Source organism: Bacillus sp. CBEL-1 (genome assembly GCF_004348885.1).
Lineage (GTDB): Bacteria > Bacillota > Bacilli > Bacillales > Bacillaceae_H > Priestia > Priestia aryabhattai_A.
In genome coordinates this window covers 172,381-194,149 of sequence record NZ_SBIM01000013.1, presented here as the reverse complement: position 1 = coordinate 194,149, position 21,769 = coordinate 172,381, and the positions used below count along the sequence as shown (strand labels likewise).

Genomic DNA, 21,769 nt, shown 5'->3' with positions numbered 1-21,769 from the left:
ATTGATGAGTTTTGAAACAGAATTAAAAGAGTTATATAAAGAAATTGCACAACAGGTTAATGATATGATTCCAACTGAATGGGATAATTTCTATTTTAATGGTGAAGTTAAGGAAGGAGAAGGAGGAGTTTTCTTCTTTTTTACGCCAAAAGGTGAGGAACAACACATTTTTTCACATTATATTCCAAAATTATATAGTGTAGATAAGAGGGCTTATAATAAAGAACTACATAAATTATTTCAACTTACTGTTGAACTCCAAAAAGTTTTTACTGATAATGACCAAGAACCTTGGTTTTCAGTGACATTATTACTTAATTCATTTGGAAAACTAAATGTACATTTTGATTACTCAAATTGGCATGATAGCGAATTTGGTCCGGCAGCTAGAATTGAGTATTTTGAATATAAATATGTAAGTCAAAATAAAGAACAGCTAGATTTAGATTTAATAGAGAGAATGAAGAAATTTGAAGAAAAGTAAACAATTAAGCACTTGGTTACCTTTTAGGCAACAGGTGCTTTTGTTTTTGGTGAAGTAAGAACAACATGAATGAGACCAGGTTGGACTTCAAATTTCATAAAGGTGTTATCATAATGGAATGTTGATTTAATATTTAGGTTTCATGAGAAGCACGAAATAAGTGAAAAAACAATCTAACCTTACCAGAAGAATATAAAAAATTTATAAAACAGTATAATGGCTAAACACCTATAAAGAGCAATATTCTATTAAATTAAAAATATGTTATTATTTTCATAACGAAACAACGGAATGATTTAGAATAAGGGAGAGAAGAACATGGCTTCTTGGAATCCAGTTTTACAGCTAGTCACAGAGATTAAAAGAAAGTACGTAGCTTCGTTTGGCTTGGATACATATGATTTTAAAACGTGGATTGCAAAGCTTGGCAAGCAGGAGTATCACGATATATTTGACTGTTTGCATATAAATCAAAAAGATGAGTTTATGCTCATTCGCTACGACTTAACGGAAGTTCAACAGCAAATGTGGGAAGATCCCAATTCAATTTACCGAGAGTGTCGCAGCGTTGTGATTGATGTAAAAAGAGAAGAGCTGGTGTTAACGCCTTTTCGCAAGTTTTTTAACTTAAATGAGGTGGAGGAAAATCAGCTAGAGAGGATTGCTGAGAAATTTCGTTCAGCACAGACTGTTGAAGTAGCCAATAAGCTGGACGGTTCGATGCAAAATGCGCGTTGGTATGACGGTCAACTTTTCGTAGCGGGAAGTATGGCGCTTGATGCAAGAGATTCTTGGCGATTGGCTGAAGGCTACGCGATGCTGACTGAAAGCTATGTTCGTATGATTCAGTCTCGTCCGGATTTAACGTTCATCTTTGAGTACATTTCCAAAAAAGATGCTCATGTGGTGGTGTATGAAGAAAAAAATAAAGGCATGCATTTAATTGGAGCAAGGAGCGTAGAAACGGGTGAGCACCTCCCTTATTACAAGTTGATTGATCTAGCCAGCGCTTATGAGATTAAAGTGGTGGACCTTGAAAGAAAAACGCTAGAACAGCTGCTTGTAGACATGAAGCAGATGAAATCAAATGAAAAAGAAGGCTGGGTTATAAACGTAGACGGTCACTATGTAAAGGTCAAATGCGATGACTATGTGAACATTCACCGCTTGTTAGACCGAGTTTCGTCTGTGAACGTCATTATTGAAGCCATTGCGAACGAAGCGTTTGATGATTTAGTGTCAAAGATTCCAGATAGCTACAAAGAGCGAGTGAATAACGTCGCAAACCTTATTTTTACCTATTTAAAAAAGACAAAACAACAAATTAATGAGTGGTACGCAAAAGCTCCCAAGAAGACGCAGAAAGAGTTTATGATTTGGGTAGAACAAAATGTTCCTCAGCACATTAAGCCGTATGTGCGAAGCGAGTATTTAGATGTGAAATATAACTTGCTGAAAAAAGGCAAGCTTGGCTACAAGAAAATGTCAGAGTTAGGGTACCGTGAATTCGTTTCAGAAACAAAAGAAGGTGAGTAAGATGGAAAATAAGCTCGGGGAATTAATTATGCTGGTGGGTCTTCCCGGAAGTGGGAAATCCACATTAGCTGAAGAACTAAGGGCCACTAAAAAATATGTTCACTTATCTTCTGATAACATCAGACAAGAGGTGACGGGCGATGTGAATAATCAAGACGAAAATAGAAGGATATTTGAAGTAATGAATGAGCGAGCCATGGAGCTCTTAAAAAGCGGTCAGCATGTGATATATGATGCGACAAACGTTCATCGCAAACGGAGAAAGCATTTGATTACTCAAGTGTTCAAAGCAAGTAAAAAAAAAGCGTACTATTTAAATGAACATATTGACGAAGTGAAATCACGCAATCAACAACGTTCGAGAGTGGTGAAAGAGGAATCTATTAACAGGATGTATAAAAGTGTTCATATTCCTGTTGAAAACGAAGGTTGGGACGAAGTGGTCTATGTTTCAGCTAAGGAGCGTCAACTTAATGAACATAAAGAAGCTTGTGAAAAGCTTTTTATCCAGTACTTGCCCCATGATCAGTTATTTTCAGAACTAGCGCGCTATATACCAGACTTTAACGCGATTATTGGTTTACCGCAAGACTCAAAGTATCACAGTTTTTCTGTTAGTCGACATACGTATTATGTTTATCAGTATATACAAGAGCACTATTCAGGCCCTAACAAGCTGGTTCTCTTGTGGGCAGCCCTGTTTCATGATCTCGGAAAAGGGACGTGTAAGTCATTTGTGAACTACAAAGGGGAAGAAACAAAATATGCGAGCTTTATCGGTCATGACTATGTTTCTTCCCAGCTGGCAGCTTATTGGCTGACGATGCTTGGGTACGAAGACGAGCTCGTTAAACATGTGTCTGCACTCACTCAGTTTCATATGTATCCGATGGATATAGGCGATAAGAAGCTAAAGGAATTGAATGAGCTCCTTGGAGCGGAGCTTTTTCATCAGCTCATGATTTTGCATGAGGCAGATATACAGGCTAAATAAAAATAAGCAGCGAGGCAGAAGCCAGCTGCTTATTTCTATTAACCTTTAATCCTATCAAACGGCGTTTCTTTACCATTTATAAAGACTTTAAGCGTATGATTAGGCGAATCTAAGCTAAGTTTATAGATAAACGGCTTTTTTGTTTTGCTTTCAGATTCTGACTCATCCAGCTCAATGGTGATTACGTCATCTTTCTGTTTAAGGTCTGCTGATACTCGTTTAGATGTTTGATAAACAAGATACGTTTGATTGTCACCGTCTTGAATGAGCTGAAGATCATATGCAGCCTTTGCTTCTTTTTCAATAGACTTTGGAGCGCCTTTCACTTCACTTATGCTTACTGTAGAGCTGTTACAAGCTGAGAGTATAATGGCAGTAAGCAACCCGAGCATCATGTTTTTTCTCAACAACGCACCTTCTTTTTACCTTTGTTTTCCAATTATTATAAGGGAAGGGTGAGTATTTGTAAATATTTTCTTTTTATAGACGAACTTCATAGCGCTCTTTACGCTTTAAACTTGGAAAAGCAATGCCAACTAAAATAAGAATAACGCCCATCCATTGAATAGAAGCAACCGATTCATGTAACACAAAAGTGGACATAAACACAGCGGTTGGCAGTTCTGAAGCACTTAAAATAGCACCAAGATTTCCACCGACTTTTGGCATGCCGATATTAAACAGAATCGGAGGAAGCAATGACCCGAATAACCCCATTAATAGCCCATACATCCATAGATGTGTAGATACGAGTTCTTCCACCATAAACGTCGGTGGCATAACAATAAAGATAAGAAGCGCAGCACCGGTTGTCATGATGGCACTTTTGCGGATTGGATGAATCGAAATAGACGTGCGTCCGCTAAAAAAGATAAAAAATGAAAACGATACGGCAGCAAGCAGACCAAAGAGTATTCCTAGACCTGAAAAAGCAATCGTACTTTCAGCAACGCCGGATGCTAAGAGTGAACCTACCATAATAATAGCCGCTGCTACTAGCTGCTTAGAAGTAGGTGCTTTCTTGTCAAACACGTATTGTAAAATCATGCTGATCCATGTGAACTGTAGTAAAAGAATAATGGCAAACGACGCGTTGATGTAGCTAAGCGCGTAGTTGTAAAAAATCCCTGTTAGTCCCATTGGCGTCCCGCTGAGCAGTAAAACAGCCCAATTTTTTTTCCGAAGAGGACTTTTGGGCACAAAGCTAGCCAGTATCCAAAGCAGAAGTGCACCTAGTAGATACTGACTTCCTGTTAAGGCATTCACACCAAACCCCGCAGCGTATCCAAGCTTCACAAAAGTTGAGACAACACCATACGAGCACCCACCTAAAAAGACAAGGAGAGCATAAAACCATAAATTCATAAAAATCCTCCTTTAAACAATACAAAAGCCACCCATCTCCGAGGAGATGGGTGGCGAAAAATAGCAGTAAAAAATCCACCTGCTGCAGGAATTGCAGCTTTTGAGGTATGTAACTAGTTTTATTATAAAATGATATCATGCAGCTATCAATAGACATTCGATTAAGAGGTTTATATAAATATATCTCTTGCATTCCACAAAAAAACCATAGTATAGTATAATTTAAATCGTAATGGTTACGATTTAAATTAATGAGGAGGTATTTGATATGAAAAAAATACCGGTAACAGTACTAAGTGGTTATTTAGGATCGGGGAAAACCACGTTATTAAATCACGTGCTCCAGAATCGTGATGGCCTTCGCGTAGCGGTGATAGTAAATGACATGAGTGAAGTAAATATAGACGCAGAGTTGGTGAAGCAAGGTGGAGATTTATCGAGGACAGAGGAAAAGCTCGTTGAAATGTCAAACGGATGCATTTGCTGCACGCTTCGAGAAGATCTGTTAGTTGAGGTTGAAAAGCTTGCTCAAAGAGGAAACATTGACTACATATTAATTGAATCAACAGGAATTAGTGAGCCGGTTCCAGTTGCTCAAACATTTTCGTATATAGATGAAGAGCTAGGCATTGATTTAACACAATTTTGTACATTAGACACGATGGTAACCGTTGTAGATGCCAATCGCTTTTGGCATGACTTTCAATCTGGAGATTCATTGTTAGACCGTAAAGAAGCGCTCGGTGAAGAGGATGCGCGTGAGATTGCAGATTTATTAATTGATCAAATTGAGTTTTGTGATGTATTGATTTTAAATAAGTGTGACCTTGTTGATGAAAAAGAGCTTCAAAAGCTCGAAGGAGTGCTTCGTACACTTCAGCCAACTGCCAAAATCATTCGCACAACTCATTCAAAAGTTGATCCTACCGAGATTTTAAATACGGGCTTATTTGATTTTGATACGGCAAGTGCATCAGCAGGATGGCTTCGTGAATTAGAAGGAGGACATCATGAGCATACGCCTGAAACAGAAGAGTACGGAATTGGTTCATTTGTATATGATATCAAGCGTCCGTTTCACTCTGAGCGCTTTGTGACATGGGTTAATAATCTGCCAAAAGAAATTGTCAGAGCAAAAGGAATTGCTTGGTGTGCTACGCAAAATAACGTTGCGCTTCTAATGTCACAAGCGGGTCCATCTGTTAGTATTGAACCCGTGTCATATTGGGTAGCGTCGCTTCCAGCCCTTGAACAAGAGCAGATTATTCGCGCCAATCCACATTTGCTAGACACGTGGGATGAAACATATGGTGATCGCCATACAAAGCTTGTTTTTATTGGAATTGATTTAAACCCTGAACAAATTATGAAGCAAATTGATGCATGTTTATTGACAGAAGAAGAAATGAAAGGGAACTGGAAGGATTTAAAGGATCCCTTTACATGGGAGCTACAGAAAGCATAAAAAGGAGAATAATGCGTGATTTTATCAGATAAAACGATTAGTGAAAAGCTGCATAGTAAGAAGCTATCCATTGAACCTCTTACAAGTGAGCAGATCCAGCCTGCATCTGTTGACTTACGCCTGGGATTTAGCTACTTAAAGGTGAAAGAACATCAAGTTGGACTTATGTCTTTAGATGAAGAAATACAGTATGAGCATTTTGAAAATGAAGAGGTGATCATTCCACCCCATTCCTTCTTGCTGGCAACAACGCTTGAATACATTCGTCTTCCTGAGAACGTTACTGCTTTTGTAGAAGGAAGAAGTTCCATTGGAAGAATGGGCTTGTTCATTCAAAATGCAGGATGGGTGGACCCAGGGTTTGAAGGTCAAATTACGCTGGAATTATATAATGCCAATCGGTTGCCAATTAAGCTTGTGAGCGGTCGGCGTATTTGCCAACTTGTGCTTGCAGAGATGGATCAAGCAGCTCAACAACCTTATAAAGGAAAGTATCAAAAACAGCGCAACGCAACCGGAAGCCGTATTTTTTTAGATGAAGACGTTTAACCTAGAAGCACTTATATCAATGATATAAGTGCTTTGTTTTATGGATGATCAAGCTTTAACAAAGGTGTAAATGGTCGGCACATTTATCATTTTAAAAAATATGTTGACAATTATACCTGTAGGGGTATATTATGTGAGTAACGAAACACAGCACTTCAAAAAAGGAGGAACGCTGATGGAATATACGACTCAAATTCAAAATCGTGTTAAGCGTATAGAGGGTCAGCTTCGCGGCGTTTTGCGCATGATGGAAGAAGGAAAAGACTGCAAGGAAGTTATAACGCAGCTTTCCGCAGCACGATCAGCGATTGACCGTACAATGGGTCTTGTGGTGAGCACAAACCTAGTAGAATGTGCGCTTGAAGCAGAAAGAACAGGCGAGTCTGTAGATGAAATGATCCAAGAAGCCGTTGGATTACTAGTGAAAAGTCGCTAATTTTTTTAGAATAAAATATACCCCTGTAGGTAAATGGAGGAATGGGAAATGAACGTAACAAAACAATTAGACGCAAAAGGTTTAGCATGTCCAATGCCAATTGTACGAACAAAAAAAGCAATGAACGAATTACAAACGGGTGAAGTACTAGAAGTTATTGCGACTGATAAAGGAGCAAAAAGTGACTTAACAGCGTGGGCGAAGTCAATGGGACACAGAATCGTTAAAGCAGAAGAAACAGATAACGTACTATCATTTTGGATTCAAAAAGGCTAAATTTTTTTAGAATAAAATATACCCCTACTAGTATTAGTAATTTAAGGAGGACATAGAAATGGTAAAGAAAAGAACAACAATTGTATTATTCAGCGGTGATTACGATAAAGCCATGGCTGCTTATATTATTGCAAACGGAGCAGCAGCATATGATCATGAAGTAACCATCTTCCATACGTTCTGGGGGTTAAACGCTCTTCGTAAAGAAGCAATGGTCCCAACTAAAAAAGGATTTATGGAAAAGATGTTCGGTAAAATGATGCCTCGCGGCGCAGATAAGATGGGTCTTTCAAAAATGAACTTTGCAGGAATGGGACCTAAAATGATTAAAAGCGTCATGAAAAAGCATAATGCAGTTCCATTACCAGACCTAATTGATATGGCAAAGGAACAAGATGTGAAACTTGTAGCATGTACAATGACGATGGACTTATTAGGATTACAAAAAGAAGAGTTAGTAGATGGAATCGATTATGCTGGTGTAGCTGCTTATTTAGCAGATGCTGAAGAAGGTAATGTAAACTTATTCATTTAATGAGGAGGACTATTCATGAAAGAGATTCTAGCAAAAGATGTTGAAAAGAAGTTAAATCAGTTAACGGTACTGGATGTGCGTGAAGCAGCTGAGGTAGCGGAAGGCAAAATTCCTAACGCTCTTCACATTCCTTTAGGGTTAATCGAATTTCGTATGAATGAGCTTGATAAAAACGTTGAGTACACGGTTGTGTGTCGCTCAGGTGGGCGCAGCTCTCAAGCAGTTCGCTTTTTAGAAAATCAAGGATTTAAGGTTCAGAACATGACGGGCGGTATGCTTGCATGGGAAGGACCAACAGAATAAAAAAATTTACAGGTTAATATACCCTAGGAGGTAATAAAGATGAAAGCCAACGTAGTTTTAGATGCAAAGGGCCTAGCGTGCCCAATGCCGATTGTCAAAACAAAAAAAGCAATGAATGATGTAGAAGCAGGACAGGTGCTCGAAGTGCAGGCAACGGATAAAGGTTCAAAAGCGGACATACAGGCGTGGGCAGAGCGTACAGGTCATCAGTACTTAGGTGTCATTGAAGAAGGCGATGTGTTAAAGCACTTCTTGCAAAAATCATCTAATGAGGAAGCAGTTGAAAAGAAATATCCATACCTCGTTAGTAACGATGAACTAGAAGCAAAATTAGCAGCTAACGAATCGATTCTTGTAGTAGATGTGCGAGAAGAAGCAGAATATGGATTCCGTCATATTCCGAATGCAGTTAATATTCCACTAGGAGACCTAGAGACGCGTATGAATGAGCTTGATAAAGGTAAAGAGGTATTTGTTGTTTGCCGTACAGGAAGCAGAAGTGATTTAGCAGCTCAAAAGCTAAGCGAAAGCGGATTTACAAGCGTAAAGAATGTTGTACCTGGTATGAGTGAATGGTCAGGAGAAACGAAATCATTAGCATAAATTTTTTTATCAAGATAAATACCCTGGGAGGTAATTCGGATGACAGTAAATCAAATGAGTGCTGCTGAGGTAGCCAAAAAAGCAATTAACAAAGAGGCTTTATTTATCTTAGATGTTCGTAACGAAGATGCATTCCAAGATTGGAAAATTGAAAGTGAAAACTTTATGTATTTAAATATTCCCTACTTTGACTTATTGGACGGTGTAGAAGGTATTCTAAATCAACTTCCACAAGATAAAGACATATTAGTTGTCTGTGCAAAAGAAGGCTCATCGATTATGGTAGCAGAAATGCTTTCAGATGAAGGAAAAGACGTATTTTATTTAGCTGGTGGTATGCGCGCTTGGAGTGAGCATTTAGAGCCAGTTAAGCTAGGCGAATTAAAAGACGGGGGAGAGCTATATCAGTTTGTTCGTATCGGTAAAGGCTGTTTATCATACATGGTTGTTTCAAACGGTGAAGCAGCAATTATTGATTCAACACGCATGACGGATACGTATTTACAGTTTGCCGATGAGCTAGGAGTGAAAATTACTCACGTATTTGATACGCACCTACACGCAGATCACATTTCAGGTGGACGCATGATTGCGGAAAAAACAGGAGCTGCTTATTGGTTGCCGCCAAAAGACGCAACAGAAGTCACTTTTGCATATGAAGCGCTTGAAGACGGTAACGACGTGACAATCGGAAATACAACGATTCACATTCACGCGCTTTATTCACCAGGTCACACAATTGGATCTACATCTTTCATCGTTGATAATCGCTACTTATTATCAGGAGATATTTTATTTATTGATTCAATTGGTCGTCCTGACTTAGCTGGTATGGCTGAAGATTGGGTAGCTGATCTTCGTGAAAGTCTATACGCTCGCTATCGTAACCTATCAGATCAATTAATTGTTCTGCCGGCTCATTTTATGATTATGGATGAGCTAAATGAAGATGGAAGCATAGCAAAACCGCTTCATGAGCTATATGCAAACAATCACGGCTTAAACATTGAGGATGAAGAGGAATTCCGTAAGTTAGTAACGGAGAATCTGCCTCCTCAGCCAAATGCGTATCAAGAAATTCGTCAAACAAATATGGGAAAAATGACTCCAGATGAAGATAAGCAGCGCGAAATGGAAATTGGACCAAACCGCTGTGCCGTTCGATAAAGAGGAGGAGAAATAATGGGAACTTTTGTAGATGCGACAGGATTAGCATGTCCAATGCCAATCGTAAAAACAAAAAAAGCAATGAATGAGCTAAATTCAGGTGAAATTCTAGAAATTCATACAACAGATAAAGGAGCAAAAAGTGACTTAGCTGCTTGGGCAAAATCAATGGGCCATGTGCTTGTTAAACACGAGGAAGAAGGATCTGTCTTCAAATTTTGGATTCAAAAAGCGTAACAAATAGAGGGGAACCACGCACGGTTCCCTTTTCTAATGAAAGGAGTCTATCACATGGATCTTTGGTTTATAACGGTTATCTTTTTAATTGGGTTTATTGGTTCATACTTATCTGGAATGCTTGGAATTGGTGGTTCAATTATTAAGTATCCGATGCTTTTATATATTCCTCCGATACTTGGTCTTACAGCTTTTTCAGCACATGAAGTCTCAGGAATTAGCGCTGTCCAAGTGTTCTTTGCGACAATTGGGGGCGTATGGGCGTATCGAAAAGGAGGTTATTTAAATAAGAATCTAATCCTCTACATGGGTGCTAGCATTTTAGCTGGTAGTTTTATTGGCGGGTTTGGCTCACAAATGATGTCAGAAGAAGGAATCAATCTTGTATATGGCATTTTAGCACTGGTGGCTGCCATTATGATGTTTGTTCCGAAAAAAGGCATTGATGACCTGCCACTTGATCAAGTAACGTTTAATAAATGGTTAGCTGCTGGCTTAGCTTTCATTGTGGGAGTAGGATCTGGTATTGTCGGAGCAGCGGGAGCCTTTTTATTGGTACCGATTATGCTTGTTGTTCTTAAAATTCCAACACGTATGACAATCGCCTCTTCTCTAGCCATTACGTTTATCTCATCAATTGGCGCAACGGTAGGAAAAGTAACGACTGGGCAAGTTGATTACGGTCCAGCTCTTATTATGGTTATTGCAAGCTTAATCGCCTCTCCTCTTGGAGCAAAGGCAGGGCAAAAAATCAAGACAAAGGTTTTACAAATCGCTCTTGCACTATTAATTTTAGCAACGGCAATTAAAATATGGATTGATATTTTGTGAGCGTAGAAATTATTCTGCGCTTTTTTCTGTTATGAAAATGTGAACAAAAGTCGAATTTTGTCATTAAATGCTATGAATACCTATCCGAAATGAATATTTTTATGATAAAATAAAATCATTATGTTCGTCTTGCTTCATTAGACCTGCTTTGTGACTAAGGGTTTGTTAACGTTGAAAAGAATAGAAAGATTAAAATAAGTTAACACTTGTACAAAAATGTATTTTTTGTGAACTTCTTCTTAGAAGTTAGTCAAATAAATAGTGAGTTGTTATTATTTAAGAAGAGCATGGAGTAGGAGACTACTTAAAACTACTTTTTTACTGCAAAGGCGGTAAAATTGACAAAGGAATGAAACAAACAATCATGCAAAGTACTACAAAAACAAATCATCATGCTGAACAAGCATCGTTACCAAAGCAAACGTTTGTGGCGATTTTATCCCAAACCATTAAAACAGGCATTATTAAATCTAATTTAATACCTATGTTTGCCGGGTTAACCTTAGCTTTGTACACATATGACATGAGTCTGTTTGATAATATTCCTGAAATTATTTTAGCTTTTATTGGCTCTTTCCTTGTGATCGGCGCAGCTGGGGCTTTTAATAACCTCTACGATCGCGACATCGATGCTATTATGGAAAGAACAAAAAGCAGACCGACTGTAACCGGTGAAGTGAAACCAACATTTGTATTAGCACTTGCAAGCAGCATGGCCATTCTGGGAATTGGAGCTCTTGCATTAACGACACCACTCGCTGCCTTGCTAGGATTTCTAGGGCTGTTTTTTTATGTGGTTCCGTATACAATGTGGACAAAGCGCCGCACAATTTATAATACAGAAGTCGGAAGTATTTCAGGGGCAATGCCTCCGTTAATCGGATGGGCAGCTATTTATCCAGACGTGACTCATCCAGCTATTATAGGATTATTCGTTGTAACTGTAATTTGGCAAATGCCACATTTTTATGCCATTGCGATTCGTAAACACGATGAGTACAAAGCAGCTAATGTACCAATGCTTCCAGTAGTTAAAGGGTTTGAACGCACGTACATTCAAACAAATATTTACCTCGCAATTTTAGTTGTCATTAGCTTTTTATTCGGAACGTTAAGCATAGGTTTAATGCTCGTTGCCTTGCTATTAAGCGTAGCTTGGTTTGTGCTTAGCATTACGGGGTACCGAAAAATGGATAAAGAAAAATGGGCAAAATCAATGTTTATTTTTTCACTAATTCATATGACGGTGTTATTTTCAACAATTATTATCTATTCATTAATAGGTATTTTCTTTAATATTTAAATCGAAAAGCGACTCCTTATCAAAAAGGAGTCGCTTTTTTTAAATAATAACTGTTTAAATTTTCTAAAAAATACTTGCTGTTATAAAATGATTCGGTATATGATAAATATGAAACATACCAACCGGTTAGTAAGTATAGCCAATTCTGCGAGGAGGGAAAGAGATGCATGTGAAAGAGCTCTTTGACCTAACAGGTCAGGTCGCAATCGTAACGGGAGGAGGCCGAGGCCTTGGTGAACAGTTTGCAACCGGATTAGCTGAAGCGGGCGCTCACGTTATCGTTTGCTCTCGAAAGTTGGAATCTTGTGAAAGCGTATCCAAAAAACTGAGAGAGCTAGGCGTTGAGTCACTAGCAATGCAGTGTGACATTACAAGTCAAGAAGATGTTAAAAACGTTGTGGATACGGTTGTTGACCGATTTGGCAAAATTGACATAGTAGTCAATAATAGCGGAGCAACGTGGGGATCAAAGGTGGAAGAGATGCCTTTAGAAGCTTGGCAGAAAGTGCTTCAAACAAACGTAACAGGCACATTTTTAATGGCTCAAGAGGCTGGAAAACATATGATAGGTGCTAAAAAAGGGAAGATTATCAATATCGCATCGGTCGCTGGATTTGGAGGTTCACATCCCGAATATATGAATTCTATTGGCTATAATACAAGTAAAGGAGCACTTATTACGTTCACGAAGGATTTAGCCGTAAAGTGGGGACAACATAACATTCAAGTAAATGCAATCGCTCCAGGCTTCTTCCCCACGAAAATGGCGGCGATGACGATGAGAGAAGGAAGAGATTACTTTTTAGAACAAACGCCGCTCAAGCGTTTTGGTACAGACGTTGATTTAAAGGGAGCAGCTGTTTTTCTAGCATCAAGAGCCTCTGATTACGTCACAGGTGATGTTTTAGTTGTAGATGGTGGTTTGCTCGCAACATAATTTTCTAAAATCTTAAAAGGCGGCGGAGAAAATGAAAGAACGCATCATGGAAATAAGCATTTTACTATTTGCGAAAAAAGGCTTTAAAGAAACGTCCATTCAAGATATTGCAGCTGAATTGAACGTGACCAAAGGAACCTTTTACTATTATTTTAAAAGCAAAGAAGAAGTGCTGCTTGATATTCACCGCTCGTATATTGAGCACTTAGTTGAAAACCAAGAAACCATTTTGCGTGCTGATGAGCTGTCTTGCGGAGAAAAACTCTATGAGATGATTTTTAAATTAATTTACGATATTGAAAAAGAAGGACTGCGAGCTAAAGTGTTTTTTCGCGAAATGCGCCATTTGAGTGATAACCACCTTTTAAGCATTGTGCCAAAGCGTGATCAGTTTAAAATGAATCTTCAAAATTTAATTGAAGCGGGAATAACAGCCGGTGAATTTAGAAATGACTTGCCAGCTGATATCGTAACGCTTGGAATTTTAGGCATCACAAACTGGAGCTATTTCTGGTTCCAGCCAAGCGGAGAACGTTCAGCAAAAGAAGTAGCAGCGATTTTTTATAAGATGCTAGTAGATGGACTACAGTCGAAAGGGGAATAGAAAGATGATTATTAAGCATATAACAGTTGTAGGCGCGGGGCAAATGGGTCATCAAATTGCCATCTTAGCGGCTTTAGGAGGATATGAAACGACGATTCATGATATGAATGAACATTCACTCAATAATTCAAGAAACCAGCTTCATATGCTGTTAGATCGCTGGATTGCTAAAGGTAAATTAACCGTAAAGCAAAAGGATGAAGCGCTTGTTAAGCTATCGTATACGACCGATTTAAAAGAAGCTGTTGCTGCTACTGACTTTGTAATTGAAGCGGTTGTTGAAAAGCTTGAAGTAAAGAGAAGCGTATTTGCCGAACTTGATGAGTATGCGCCAAAGCACGCTATTTTAGCTTCCAATAGCTCAACAATCGTTAATTCATTACTAGCTTCCGCAACGACTCGACCTGATAAAGTCGTAAATATGCACTTTTTCTTCCCGCCAGTTGTCATGGACTGCGTAGAAGTTGTCATGAGTGAAGAAACAAGTCAAGAAACAGCGGCGATTACCATGAACGTATGTAAGCAAATGAACCGTACGGCAGTTCTGCTTCAAAAAGAGATCTCTGGTTTTGTCGCTAATCGTATTCTAGGCGCTCTTCATAAAGAAGCGATGTTTCTTTATGAAAATGGTTATGCGGACTTCAAAGATATTGATTTAATTTGTAAAAAAGCACTTAATCATCCAATTGGACCATTTGAATTGATGGATTTATCCGGTATTGATGTTGGCTACTACGTAATGAATCAACGTTATACAGAAACGGGAGATCCAAGCGATTTGCCTCCTCAATTCTTAAAAGAAAAAGTAGAAAAAGGAGAGCTTGGGCGTAAAACAGGAAAAGGGTTTTATACGTATGAAAAAGAGCATATCAAAAAATAACGAGCAATCACCAAAGAAGAGGAGAGGTTAAACATGAGCGATACGAAAATTAAAGTGAGATTTTGCGAGACGGATGCACTGGGGCACATTAACAATACAAGCTACTTCATTTATTTAGAGGAAGCTCGAATTGATTTCTTTGAAAAAATGGGCGTGAAAATGGATTCAAGCAAGTGGGCATATTTAATTGCCTCCACTAAATGTGATTTTATTGCTCAAGGGTATTTTAATCAAACTCTTGCTGTTTCTACGTACGTAACGCGCATCGGTCATAAAAGCTTTACGATCGGTCACGAAATTACGGACAGTAAGACAGGTGAGTTAATTGCTAGAGGCGAAGCAGTTCTTGTCCATTTTGATTTTGAGTTACAAAAAAGCGTACCGCTTCCAGATGATGTGTGTGCGTTTTTACAGAATTATTTACAAACTGTTTAGGAAAGGGAGTGGAAACAATGTTTCAAGACGTAAAATTATCGTCGTTTGGCGGTACGTTCATAGTGAAGGCTGCGTCTGATGCATGCACCCCAGAAGACTTAACAAATGAGCAAGAGCTAATTGCGCAAACTGCTAGTCAGTTTGCCGAAAAAGACGTATATCCCTATAAACAAAAAATCGATGAACAAAACTTTGAGCTAGTGGTAAGGCTGATGAAAAAAGCAGGAGAGATTGGCTTATTGGCTCATAGCGTGCCCGAAGCATACGGAGGACTTGGTCTTGATAAAGTAACGAAAGGAATCGTGGGTGAAGCGCTTGGGAAAACGGGTTCTTATGGCGTTGCTCACGCAAATCATACGTGCATTGCAACGCTTCCGATTACGTATTTTGGAACAAAAGCGCAAAAGAAACGCTACCTGCCAAAGCTTGCAAGTGGTGAATATATCGGTGCTTACTGCTTAACGGAGCCAGAAGCTGGGTCAGATGCGCTTTCCGCTCGAACCACAGCAGTGTTAAATAATGAAAAAACGCACTACATTCTAAACGGAACCAAGCAATACATTACAAGCGCTGCGTTTGCAGACACGTTCATTACGTATGCAAAAGTAGACGGCAAGCATTTTACAGCTTTCATTGTCGAAAAAAACTTTCAAGGTTTATCTATTGGACCCGAAGAAAAAAAGATGGGCATTAAAGGGTCGTCCACTTGCCCTGTTATTTATGAAGATTGCTTAGTTCCTGTTGACAACGTACTAGGTGAAGTTGGCAAAGGGCACGTCATTGCATTAAACGTGTTAAATCTCGGTCGCTATAACCTTGGGTTTGCGTGTGTAGGAGGTGCAAAACATGCGCTAGAGCTTACGCTTTCTTATACGAAAGAACGGAAACAATTTCAAACGGCTATCGCTCATTTTCCTGCAACGAAAGAAAAGCTAGCTTTGATGAATGCCCGCATTTATGCTGCTGAATCATTACAATATCGAACGGGCGGCTTATTAGAAAGCGTGCTGGCAGGTGCTTACGAAAACAATGATCCGAAAGAAGCCGCAAAAAGCTTAGCACAGTTTGCGATGGAGTGCTCAGTGTGTAAAGTATATAGTTCTGAAGCATTCGACACGGTGGTGGACGAAGCCCTTCAGCTTCACGGCGGAGCTGGCTTTATTCAAGACTATGAAATTGAATCGGTTTATCGTGATTCACGTATTAATCGAATTTTTGAAGGAACAAACGAGATTAATAGACTGGTCTTACCCACGCACTTTCTGCGAAAAGTGAAAAGTGGTGAGCTGGTTTTAAATCAGGAAACGGTTGAACAAGCATATAGTGCTATAAAAGAAGGAAATCACCTCCTTCCTCTTGAAAAGAAAGCTGTTCACACAGTGCGCTATCTTCTTCTATTACTTTTAAGTGAAGCATTAAAAGTAGCAAAAGAGCATATAGTCCACGAGCAGGAAGCCTTAATGAAGCTTTCAAACCTTGCTATTGGTTTATATGCAATGGAATCAGCCGTCATCCGAACGGAAAAAGCAGTCAGGAAGAATGGGAAAGAAAACGAACAGCTGAAAGTTGATCTGACAGAGCTAGTAGTGGATTTAACGATGCGCCAGGTAAGAGATGAAGCAACGCAGCTTATTAACGGTATTGCTACTGCTAAAAAGCATCAAGCTCTTCATTATGAACTTCAGACATTAATGCGCGATTTTCAATACGAAGGCACGTTTACTAAAACGCGAAGAGTCGCAGATGAATTAATTGAAAGCGGTCGTTATACGTGTTAACTAAAAAGGAGGAGTAAAAATGAAAGCGGTTCAATTCAAACAATATGGTAGTCCAGATGTGCTTAGAGTGATTAACTTGGCAAGACCTGTGCCAAAAAAGAAGGACGTTTTAATAAAAGTAGAAGCAATTGGTGTTAACTACGCTGATACTGCTAGAAGAGAAGGGGCATACGTTGTTGATACGCCGCTTCCATTTATTCCTGGTTCTGAAGTGGCAGGAGAGGTTGTTGAGCTCGGTGAAGAAGTAGAAGGAATAAAAGTTGGAATGAAAGTTGTTACGCTGCTTGGGTCACACCGAGCAACTGGATATGCTGAGTATACGCTTGCAGATTCAAGAGGACTTATTCCGCTGCCAGATGGAGTTGACCTTAAGCAAGCAGCTGCTTTACCGCTTCAAGGCTTAACGGCGTATCACATTTTAAAAACGATGGGGCGAATTGAAAAAGGAGAAACCGTTGTGGTACACGCTGCTGCAGGAGGCGTTGGCACGCTTGCTGTGCAGCTTGCGAAAAAATTTGGTGCTCACGTAATTGCTACAGCAAGCTCAGATGAAAAGCTAGCTATTGCCAAGCGTCTAGGAGCCGACGTTCTTATTAACTATACGGAAGCAGGTTGGCAAAACAAAGTGATGGAAGAAACAAAACACGGAGCCGATGTAATTCTAGAAATGGTTGGAGGGTCTATTTTTTACGATTCTCTGCAGTGTCTTGCACCGTTTGGCCGCCTTGTATTCTACGGAATGGCAAGCGGCCAGCCTGTGAAATTTAATCCAGGCAGGCTGATGGAGAAAAACCAGTCCGTAATGGGGTTCTTTTTACCACAAATGATGGCAAAGCCTAGTTTGTATCAGCAAAGTTTACAAGAGCTGTTAACTTATATGAAAAACGGAGAGCTTGAATTGCTGATTGGTGGAACGTATCCACTTGAAGATGCAGCGCATGTTCATCGGTTATTGCAAGGAAGAAAAACGACAGGAAAACTTATTTTAGTACCATAAATTTTCGAATTAAGAACATTTGATTTTACAGATGTTCTTTTTTTTAGTATTATATATAAGGTTACACATCGTAACGTAAATGTAAGATTTTCAATGTAAAACAACCTATATGCATTATATCTTGCAAATATGAACAGATAGGTGGAAACAAAAAATGAGTACTAACAAACCTTATAGAGTTCTTCTCTATTACATGTATGTTCCAATTGAAAACGCAGAGGAATTTCGCGATGAGCAGTTTGCGCTATGCGAAGAGCTTGAACTAAAAGGAAGAATTTTAGTAGCTTCTGAAGGAATTAATGGAACAGTTTCAGGAACAGTAGAACAAACAGATCGCTACATGGAAGTAATGAAGCAAGACCCTCGCTTTAGCGAAATGGTCTTCAAAATAGATGAAGCCGATGAGCATGCGTTTAAAAAATTACGCGTTCGTCATCGTCCAGAGCTCGTAACATTACGTCTTGAAAACGACATAAACCCACTTGAAACAACAGGCAACTATTTAAGTCCGAAAGAGTTTTTTGAAGCAATGCAGCAGGAAGATACGATTGTAATTGATGCGCGAAACGACTATGAGTTTGACTTAGGTCACTTCAGAGGTGCAGTACGCCCAGATATCCGTAATTTCCGCGAGCTTCCAGAATGGATTCGTGAAAACAAAGAAATGTTTGAAGATAAAAAAGTCTTAACATACTGCACAGGCGGTATCCGCTGCGAGAAGTTCTCAGGCTGGTTAAAAGAAGAAGGCTTTGAAGATGTAGGTCAGCTTCATGGCGGAATCGTAACATACGGTAAAGACCCAGAAGTGCAAGGTGAACTATGGGACGGACAATGCTACGTATTTGATGAGCGTATCAGCGTTCCGGTAAACCAAAAAGAACACGTAATTGTTGGTAAAGATCACTTTGACGGCCAACCTTGTGAGCGCTATGTAAACTGCGCAAACCCAGCGTGTAACCGTAAGATTTTAGCTTCTGAAGAAAACGAGCACAAATATTTACGCAGCTGCTCTCACGAGTGTCGCGTAAATCCTCGCAACCGCTATGTAAAAGAGCACGGCTTAACAGACGAGGAATTTGCACAACGAGTAAAAGAAGTACAAGAATTAGCAACAACATAAAAAATAGCATTCATTGAAAGCCCAAATCTCACATGATTTGGGCTTTTTTATTATTTCTTACCTTCGGAAGCAGGAATCAAATCACGTAGGATGGAAAATAATGAAAAAGAAAGGAGTGTGCAAAGAATGAAGCACTTTATAGGTATCTTCACTCTAGCAGCTGTATTGACCGGATGCCAAGATCAGGCAGATGAGAAAAAGCAAGCTCCACCCACAAATTCTAAGGAAGAAGTTGAAGAAACGGTGACTGCTCCGAAACCATCACAACCAATTAAACAGCCTCCAGTTCAAGCAGCGGATGAAAATATCCACTCGTATATAAAGCAATATGCAGAAGCTTATGCCAAAGCCGTGACAGCAGGGTCAATTGAAGAAGTAAGTTCTTTTTTAAAAAAAGATAGTGTTTTATACAATGCAGAGCTTGCAAAAATCAATAAGCTAAAGTCAAAGAAAATCTCGTATAAACTTTTGAATGTGAAGCTAATGGACCTCCAAAAAACAGATAATGGTTATGTAATTAAAGTAGAAGAGTCTTTTGAACAAACAAAAGAGGGGAAAAGTTTACAAACAGTGACGTTTAACAAGTCATATACCGCAAACTATGAAAATGATCACTTAATAATTGTAGATATGAAAGAAACGTCCTAAACCCATTAGCACCGTTAGCTAACGGGTATTTTTTGAAGTATATTTATTAATAAAACTATGTTCTAAATAATCACTATAACAAAAAGAAGCGGATTAACGAATTAAAATGTTCTCATAAATGATAATAATCATTGATTATTATCATAGATGTGTTATTATTATCATATATGATAATAATGAAAGGAAGATTAAGATGGGTTCATCAAAAGCAGATGCGATTTTACATCCAACCCGAATGCGAATTATACAGGAGTTAGCCAGTAAACCTTGTACAGTACAAGAGCTACTTCAGTATCTTCAAGATGTTCCTCAAGCAACCTTGTATCGCCACTTGAACACGTTAAAAAAAGCAGAAGTTGTTGAGGTAATTAAAGAACAAAAGATTAGAGGAACAGTTGAGAAAACGTACGCATTAGCACAGGCGAGTGCTATCTTATCAGGAGATGAAGTCCAGCATTTAACAAAAGAAGAGCACTTACAGCACTTTATGAACTTTTACACAATGCTCGCCAAAGAGTTTGAAGCATATTTAGAAGGCAACGTTAACTTTGAGAAAGATGGATTTGGATATCACCAGCTTCCCCTTCATTTAAGCGACAGTGAGCAGCAGGCGTTTTTAGAAGACTATAAAAAGCTGGTAGGTAAGTATCAGTTTAAGCCGCGAGAAGATCGCCGTAAGCGTACGATGGCCGTTTCATTCATTCCAGAACGTCAAAGAGGAGAGAACTAAGATGCGGGAAAAAGAACTTCAGCTTACAGCTGTTAAGGCCATGCTAACAATTCCTGAGGAGAAATTAGGTAAGAAACCTGCTGTATTAATTATTAGTGGGAGTGGTCCAGTAGACTATAACGGAAACACCAAAAAGTTTGCGAGCAACGTGTATCGTGATTTAGCAGCTGTCTTTACAGAAATGGGCTACGTTACGCTTCGTTATGACAAGCGAAATCTTGATGCGTTTTACAAAACAACGCTAACGGACCTCATTCAAGATGCAAAAGAAGCTTTTCACGTTTTACAAAATCAGGATGAAGTAGATGATAAGCAACTATTTATTGCAGGACACAGTGAAGGAGCAATAATTGCGACCGTGGTTGCTGAAGAGCTTCAGGCTAGCGGATTAATCCTGCTAGCTGGTGCAGGACAAAACCTCATCGAAGCAACTGAGTATCAGCGGGAACGCGCTTATAAAGAAATTGCAGCTCAAAGCGGGTTTAAAGGTTGGTTATTTAAAAAGCTAAAGGTTATTGAAAAAGACCGACAAAAAGCTGATAATCTTTTAAAGCGTTTTAAAGAAGCAAAAGAAGACGTTGTGCGCGTGCAGCTTGTTCGCATGAATGCAGCATGGTGGAGAGAGCATATGATGGTAAATCCGCATCACTATTATGAAAAATTATCGATACCCATTTTAGCTATAACAGGCTCAAAGGATGTGCAGGCAGATCCTAACGCACTTCAAGCTTTGGATGAGTATCCTACGATTGAAACAACAATCATTAAAGATATGAATCACGTATTAAAGATACAAACACAAGAGCCTTCCATGCTGAAGCTGATGAAGCAATATAAGAAGACGTTTTCAGATCCAATTGCTCCAGAGTTACGGGACGTAATCAAAAGATGGCTTACGAAACAAACACAGGGAAGTAAACTCCATGAATAAACTGATTTTAATTATATTTACTATTGCTGTTGTTGCACAGCTGACGGGAATTGTTCTTTTATTTATAGATGCCAAGCTCGCCCTTCAGGCTTTTATCTACTATGTGGCAGCAATTATTCTATTAGTTCCTTTATTGATTATAAAAAAACGGAAAACAAAAGAGGAGGATCCAAATGATTATCGTGACTACTGATAATGTATCAAACTATCGAGTAACAGAAACAATTGGGTATGTAAAAGGAAGTACGGTGCAGTCTAAAAATATCGGTCGTGATATTTTAGCAGGCTTAAAGAATATCGTAGGGGGAGAAATTAAAGAATATACGGAAATGATGGACGATGCTCGAAAAATCGCGGTTGCCCGAATGGTTAGAGATGCTGAAGAAAAGGGCGCAAACGCCATTGTCGGCTTCCGTTTAGTCAGTTCAGCTATTGCCAGTAACGCTTCTGAAATTGTGGCGTACGGAACGGGTGTGAAGGTAGTTAACAGTTAAGAATAGCCCCCTCTTAACTCGCTTATGAAAATATATCTATGCTAAAAGTTTTAGTTTTATTGTAAAAATATATTTACATAGAAATATTTACAAAGTATAATGTTTCACTGTGAAAAAGTTTATGTAGGGGG

28 protein-coding genes are annotated in these 21,769 nt (G+C 39.0%); 26 read left to right on the top strand and 2 right to left on the bottom strand.

Annotation, left to right across the window (positions count from 1 at the left end; translation table 11 throughout):
- Nucleotides 1-4 precede the first annotated feature (4 nt).
- From EPL02_RS11035 to EPL02_RS11025, 3 genes are all read left to right on the top strand, one after another.
- Nucleotides 5-484, top strand: coding sequence for an immunity protein YezG family protein (locus EPL02_RS11035; RefSeq protein WP_131887725.1), 480 nt, complete (start codon nucleotides 5-7; stop codon nucleotides 482-484).
- A 318-nt stretch (nucleotides 485-802) separates the two neighbouring features.
- Nucleotides 803-2,020, top strand: a complete 1,218-nt coding sequence (locus EPL02_RS11030) for an RNA ligase (RefSeq protein WP_131887724.1) — start codon at nucleotides 803-805, stop codon at nucleotides 2,018-2,020.
- Between the two features lies 1 nt (nucleotide 2,021).
- Nucleotides 2,022-3,014, top strand: coding sequence for an ATP-binding protein (locus tag EPL02_RS11025; protein WP_131887723.1), 993 nt, complete (start codon nucleotides 2,022-2,024; stop codon nucleotides 3,012-3,014).
- A gap of 38 nt (nucleotides 3,015-3,052) precedes the next feature.
- On the opposite strand, the gene EPL02_RS11020 is transcribed toward EPL02_RS11025, so the two are convergent.
- Together EPL02_RS11020 and EPL02_RS11015 are read right to left on the bottom strand one after the other, a co-directional pair.
- Nucleotides 3,053-3,421: a hypothetical protein gene (locus EPL02_RS11020; protein ID WP_076513629.1), complete on the bottom strand. Its 369-nt coding sequence runs from the start codon at nucleotides 3,419-3,421 to the stop codon at nucleotides 3,053-3,055.
- 73 nt (nucleotides 3,422-3,494) lie between these two features.
- Nucleotides 3,495-4,379: an EamA family transporter gene (locus EPL02_RS11015; protein WP_094912895.1), complete on the bottom strand. Its 885-nt coding sequence runs from the start codon at nucleotides 4,377-4,379 to the stop codon at nucleotides 3,495-3,497.
- 268 nt (nucleotides 4,380-4,647) lie between these two features.
- Here EPL02_RS11015 and EPL02_RS11010 point away from each other — a divergent pair, with 268 nt between their 5' ends.
- The 23 genes from EPL02_RS11010 (at nucleotide 4,648) to EPL02_RS10900 (ending at nucleotide 21,638) form a co-directional block, all read left to right on the top strand.
- Nucleotides 4,648-5,844 (top strand): GTP-binding protein, encoded by a 1,197-nt coding sequence (locus EPL02_RS11010; RefSeq protein WP_131887722.1) that lies wholly within the window; start codon nucleotides 4,648-4,650, stop codon nucleotides 5,842-5,844.
- A 15-nt stretch (nucleotides 5,845-5,859) separates the two neighbouring features.
- Entirely contained in the window at nucleotides 5,860-6,393 is a 534-nt protein-coding gene (dcd, locus tag EPL02_RS11005; protein ID WP_094912898.1) for a dCTP deaminase, read from the top strand.
- A 175-nt stretch (nucleotides 6,394-6,568) separates the two neighbouring features.
- Nucleotides 6,569-6,829 carry a metal-sensitive transcriptional regulator gene (locus EPL02_RS11000; RefSeq protein ID WP_094912972.1) on the top strand — a complete coding sequence of 87 codons (261 nt, stop codon included), beginning with the start codon at nucleotides 6,569-6,571 and terminating at the stop codon, nucleotides 6,827-6,829.
- A 48-nt stretch (nucleotides 6,830-6,877) separates the two neighbouring features.
- A complete protein-coding gene (locus EPL02_RS10995; RefSeq protein WP_094912900.1) occupies nucleotides 6,878-7,105 on the top strand; it encodes a sulfurtransferase TusA family protein in 228 nt (75 codons plus the stop codon).
- A 58-nt stretch (nucleotides 7,106-7,163) separates the two neighbouring features.
- Nucleotides 7,164-7,640 (top strand): DsrE/DsrF/DrsH-like family protein, encoded by a 477-nt coding sequence (locus tag EPL02_RS10990; protein ID WP_131887721.1) that lies wholly within the window; start codon nucleotides 7,164-7,166, stop codon nucleotides 7,638-7,640.
- Between the two features lie 15 nt (nucleotides 7,641-7,655).
- Nucleotides 7,656-7,943, top strand: a complete 288-nt coding sequence (locus tag EPL02_RS10985) for a rhodanese-like domain-containing protein (protein WP_094912902.1) — start codon at nucleotides 7,656-7,658, stop codon at nucleotides 7,941-7,943.
- A 39-nt stretch (nucleotides 7,944-7,982) separates the two neighbouring features.
- A complete protein-coding gene (locus EPL02_RS10980; RefSeq protein WP_131887720.1) occupies nucleotides 7,983-8,546 on the top strand; it encodes a sulfurtransferase TusA family protein in 564 nt (187 codons plus the stop codon).
- Nucleotides 8,547-8,585: 39 nt separating this feature from the next.
- Entirely contained in the window at nucleotides 8,586-9,713 is a 1,128-nt protein-coding gene (locus tag EPL02_RS10975) for an MBL fold metallo-hydrolase (RefSeq protein WP_094912904.1), read from the top strand.
- 15 nt (nucleotides 9,714-9,728) lie between these two features.
- Nucleotides 9,729-9,950: a sulfurtransferase TusA family protein gene (locus EPL02_RS10970; RefSeq protein ID WP_025907960.1), complete on the top strand. Its 222-nt coding sequence runs from the start codon at nucleotides 9,729-9,731 to the stop codon at nucleotides 9,948-9,950.
- 54 nt (nucleotides 9,951-10,004) lie between these two features.
- The gene (locus EPL02_RS10965; protein ID WP_094912905.1) at nucleotides 10,005-10,781 is read left to right on the top strand and encodes a sulfite exporter TauE/SafE family protein; all 777 of its coding nucleotides are present in this window, start codon (nucleotides 10,005-10,007) and stop codon (nucleotides 10,779-10,781) included.
- Between the two features lie 364 nt (nucleotides 10,782-11,145).
- A complete protein-coding gene (cyoE, locus tag EPL02_RS10960; RefSeq protein WP_094912973.1) occupies nucleotides 11,146-12,084 on the top strand; it encodes a heme o synthase in 939 nt (312 codons plus the stop codon).
- Between the two features lie 163 nt (nucleotides 12,085-12,247).
- Nucleotides 12,248-13,021 (top strand): SDR family oxidoreductase, encoded by a 774-nt coding sequence (locus EPL02_RS10955; protein WP_094912906.1) that lies wholly within the window; start codon nucleotides 12,248-12,250, stop codon nucleotides 13,019-13,021.
- A gap of 31 nt (nucleotides 13,022-13,052) precedes the next feature.
- Complete coding sequence (locus EPL02_RS10950) at nucleotides 13,053-13,625, top strand: TetR/AcrR family transcriptional regulator (RefSeq protein WP_131887719.1); 573 nt, start codon at nucleotides 13,053-13,055, stop codon at nucleotides 13,623-13,625.
- A 4-nt stretch (nucleotides 13,626-13,629) separates the two neighbouring features.
- Nucleotides 13,630-14,505, top strand: a complete 876-nt coding sequence (locus EPL02_RS10945; protein ID WP_094912908.1) for a 3-hydroxyacyl-CoA dehydrogenase family protein — start codon at nucleotides 13,630-13,632, stop codon at nucleotides 14,503-14,505.
- A gap of 33 nt (nucleotides 14,506-14,538) precedes the next feature.
- Nucleotides 14,539-14,940: an acyl-CoA thioesterase gene (locus tag EPL02_RS10940; RefSeq protein WP_131887718.1), complete on the top strand. Its 402-nt coding sequence runs from the start codon at nucleotides 14,539-14,541 to the stop codon at nucleotides 14,938-14,940.
- Nucleotides 14,941-14,957: 17 nt separating this feature from the next.
- Nucleotides 14,958-16,718 (top strand): acyl-CoA dehydrogenase family protein, encoded by a 1,761-nt coding sequence (locus EPL02_RS10935; RefSeq protein WP_131887717.1) that lies wholly within the window; start codon nucleotides 14,958-14,960, stop codon nucleotides 16,716-16,718.
- Between the two features lie 19 nt (nucleotides 16,719-16,737).
- Nucleotides 16,738-17,715 carry a quinone oxidoreductase family protein gene (locus EPL02_RS10930; protein WP_131887716.1) on the top strand — a complete coding sequence of 326 codons (978 nt, stop codon included), beginning with the start codon at nucleotides 16,738-16,740 and terminating at the stop codon, nucleotides 17,713-17,715.
- 154 nt (nucleotides 17,716-17,869) lie between these two features.
- Nucleotides 17,870-18,835 (top strand): oxygen-dependent tRNA uridine(34) hydroxylase TrhO, encoded by a 966-nt coding sequence (trhO, locus tag EPL02_RS10925; protein ID WP_094912912.1) that lies wholly within the window; start codon nucleotides 17,870-17,872, stop codon nucleotides 18,833-18,835.
- A 126-nt stretch (nucleotides 18,836-18,961) separates the two neighbouring features.
- Nucleotides 18,962-19,483, top strand: coding sequence for a TcaA NTF2-like domain-containing protein (locus EPL02_RS10920; protein ID WP_131887715.1), 522 nt, complete (start codon nucleotides 18,962-18,964; stop codon nucleotides 19,481-19,483).
- A 193-nt stretch (nucleotides 19,484-19,676) separates the two neighbouring features.
- The gene (locus EPL02_RS10915; protein ID WP_165932554.1) at nucleotides 19,677-20,213 is read left to right on the top strand and encodes a helix-turn-helix domain-containing protein; all 537 of its coding nucleotides are present in this window, start codon (nucleotides 19,677-19,679) and stop codon (nucleotides 20,211-20,213) included.
- A gap of 1 nt (nucleotide 20,214) precedes the next feature.
- On the top strand, nucleotides 20,215-21,144 hold the full coding sequence (locus EPL02_RS10910) for an alpha/beta hydrolase (RefSeq protein WP_131887713.1): 930 nt from the start codon (nucleotides 20,215-20,217) through the stop codon (nucleotides 21,142-21,144).
- Nucleotides 21,137-21,337, top strand: coding sequence for a hypothetical protein (locus EPL02_RS10905; protein ID WP_094912916.1), 201 nt, complete (start codon nucleotides 21,137-21,139; stop codon nucleotides 21,335-21,337). The genes EPL02_RS10910 and EPL02_RS10905 overlap by 8 nt, the downstream gene beginning before the upstream one ends.
- The gene (locus EPL02_RS10900; RefSeq protein ID WP_094912917.1) at nucleotides 21,318-21,638 is read left to right on the top strand and encodes a YbjQ family protein; all 321 of its coding nucleotides are present in this window, start codon (nucleotides 21,318-21,320) and stop codon (nucleotides 21,636-21,638) included. The genes EPL02_RS10905 and EPL02_RS10900 overlap by 20 nt, the downstream gene beginning before the upstream one ends.
- The last annotated feature ends 131 nt before the right edge of the window (nucleotides 21,639-21,769 follow it).

What these genes read in the sequence shown, in the direction of transcription:
- EPL02_RS11035 (WP_131887725.1), top strand. Translation starts at nt 5, where the DNA reads ATGAGTTTTGAAACAGAATTAAAAGAGTTATATAAAGAAATTGCACAA.
- EPL02_RS11030 (WP_131887724.1), top strand. Translation starts at nt 803, where the DNA reads ATGGCTTCTTGGAATCCAGTTTTACAGCTAGTCACAGAGATTAAAAGA.
- EPL02_RS11025 (WP_131887723.1), top strand. Translation starts at nt 2,022, where the DNA reads ATGGAAAATAAGCTCGGGGAATTAATTATGCTGGTGGGTCTTCCCGGA.
- EPL02_RS11015 (WP_094912895.1), bottom strand. Translation starts at nt 4,379, where the DNA reads ATGAATTTATGGTTTTATGCTCTCCTTGTCTTTTTAGGTGGGTGCTCG.
- EPL02_RS11010 (WP_131887722.1), top strand. Translation starts at nt 4,648, where the DNA reads ATGAAAAAAATACCGGTAACAGTACTAAGTGGTTATTTAGGATCGGGG.
- EPL02_RS11000 (WP_094912972.1), top strand. Translation starts at nt 6,569, where the DNA reads ATGGAATATACGACTCAAATTCAAAATCGTGTTAAGCGTATAGAGGGT.
- EPL02_RS10995 (WP_094912900.1), top strand. Translation starts at nt 6,878, where the DNA reads ATGAACGTAACAAAACAATTAGACGCAAAAGGTTTAGCATGTCCAATG.
- EPL02_RS10990 (WP_131887721.1), top strand. Translation starts at nt 7,164, where the DNA reads ATGGTAAAGAAAAGAACAACAATTGTATTATTCAGCGGTGATTACGAT.
- EPL02_RS10985 (WP_094912902.1), top strand. Translation starts at nt 7,656, where the DNA reads ATGAAAGAGATTCTAGCAAAAGATGTTGAAAAGAAGTTAAATCAGTTA.
- EPL02_RS10980 (WP_131887720.1), top strand. Translation starts at nt 7,983, where the DNA reads ATGAAAGCCAACGTAGTTTTAGATGCAAAGGGCCTAGCGTGCCCAATG.
- EPL02_RS10975 (WP_094912904.1), top strand. Translation starts at nt 8,586, where the DNA reads ATGACAGTAAATCAAATGAGTGCTGCTGAGGTAGCCAAAAAAGCAATT.
- EPL02_RS10970 (WP_025907960.1), top strand. Translation starts at nt 9,729, where the DNA reads ATGGGAACTTTTGTAGATGCGACAGGATTAGCATGTCCAATGCCAATC.
- EPL02_RS10965 (WP_094912905.1), top strand. Translation starts at nt 10,005, where the DNA reads ATGGATCTTTGGTTTATAACGGTTATCTTTTTAATTGGGTTTATTGGT.
- cyoE (WP_094912973.1), top strand. Translation starts at nt 11,146, where the DNA reads ATGCAAAGTACTACAAAAACAAATCATCATGCTGAACAAGCATCGTTA.
- EPL02_RS10955 (WP_094912906.1), top strand. Translation starts at nt 12,248, where the DNA reads ATGCATGTGAAAGAGCTCTTTGACCTAACAGGTCAGGTCGCAATCGTA.
- EPL02_RS10950 (WP_131887719.1), top strand. Translation starts at nt 13,053, where the DNA reads ATGAAAGAACGCATCATGGAAATAAGCATTTTACTATTTGCGAAAAAA.
- EPL02_RS10945 (WP_094912908.1), top strand. Translation starts at nt 13,630, where the DNA reads ATGATTATTAAGCATATAACAGTTGTAGGCGCGGGGCAAATGGGTCAT.
- EPL02_RS10940 (WP_131887718.1), top strand. Translation starts at nt 14,539, where the DNA reads ATGAGCGATACGAAAATTAAAGTGAGATTTTGCGAGACGGATGCACTG.
- EPL02_RS10935 (WP_131887717.1), top strand. Translation starts at nt 14,958, where the DNA reads ATGTTTCAAGACGTAAAATTATCGTCGTTTGGCGGTACGTTCATAGTG.
- EPL02_RS10930 (WP_131887716.1), top strand. Translation starts at nt 16,738, where the DNA reads ATGAAAGCGGTTCAATTCAAACAATATGGTAGTCCAGATGTGCTTAGA.
- trhO (WP_094912912.1), top strand. Translation starts at nt 17,870, where the DNA reads ATGAGTACTAACAAACCTTATAGAGTTCTTCTCTATTACATGTATGTT.
- EPL02_RS10920 (WP_131887715.1), top strand. Translation starts at nt 18,962, where the DNA reads ATGAAGCACTTTATAGGTATCTTCACTCTAGCAGCTGTATTGACCGGA.
- EPL02_RS10915 (WP_165932554.1), top strand. Translation starts at nt 19,677, where the DNA reads ATGGGTTCATCAAAAGCAGATGCGATTTTACATCCAACCCGAATGCGA.
- EPL02_RS10910 (WP_131887713.1), top strand. Translation starts at nt 20,215, where the DNA reads ATGCGGGAAAAAGAACTTCAGCTTACAGCTGTTAAGGCCATGCTAACA.
- EPL02_RS10905 (WP_094912916.1), top strand. Translation starts at nt 21,137, where the DNA reads ATGAATAAACTGATTTTAATTATATTTACTATTGCTGTTGTTGCACAG.
- EPL02_RS10900 (WP_094912917.1), top strand. Translation starts at nt 21,318, where the DNA reads ATGATTATCGTGACTACTGATAATGTATCAAACTATCGAGTAACAGAA.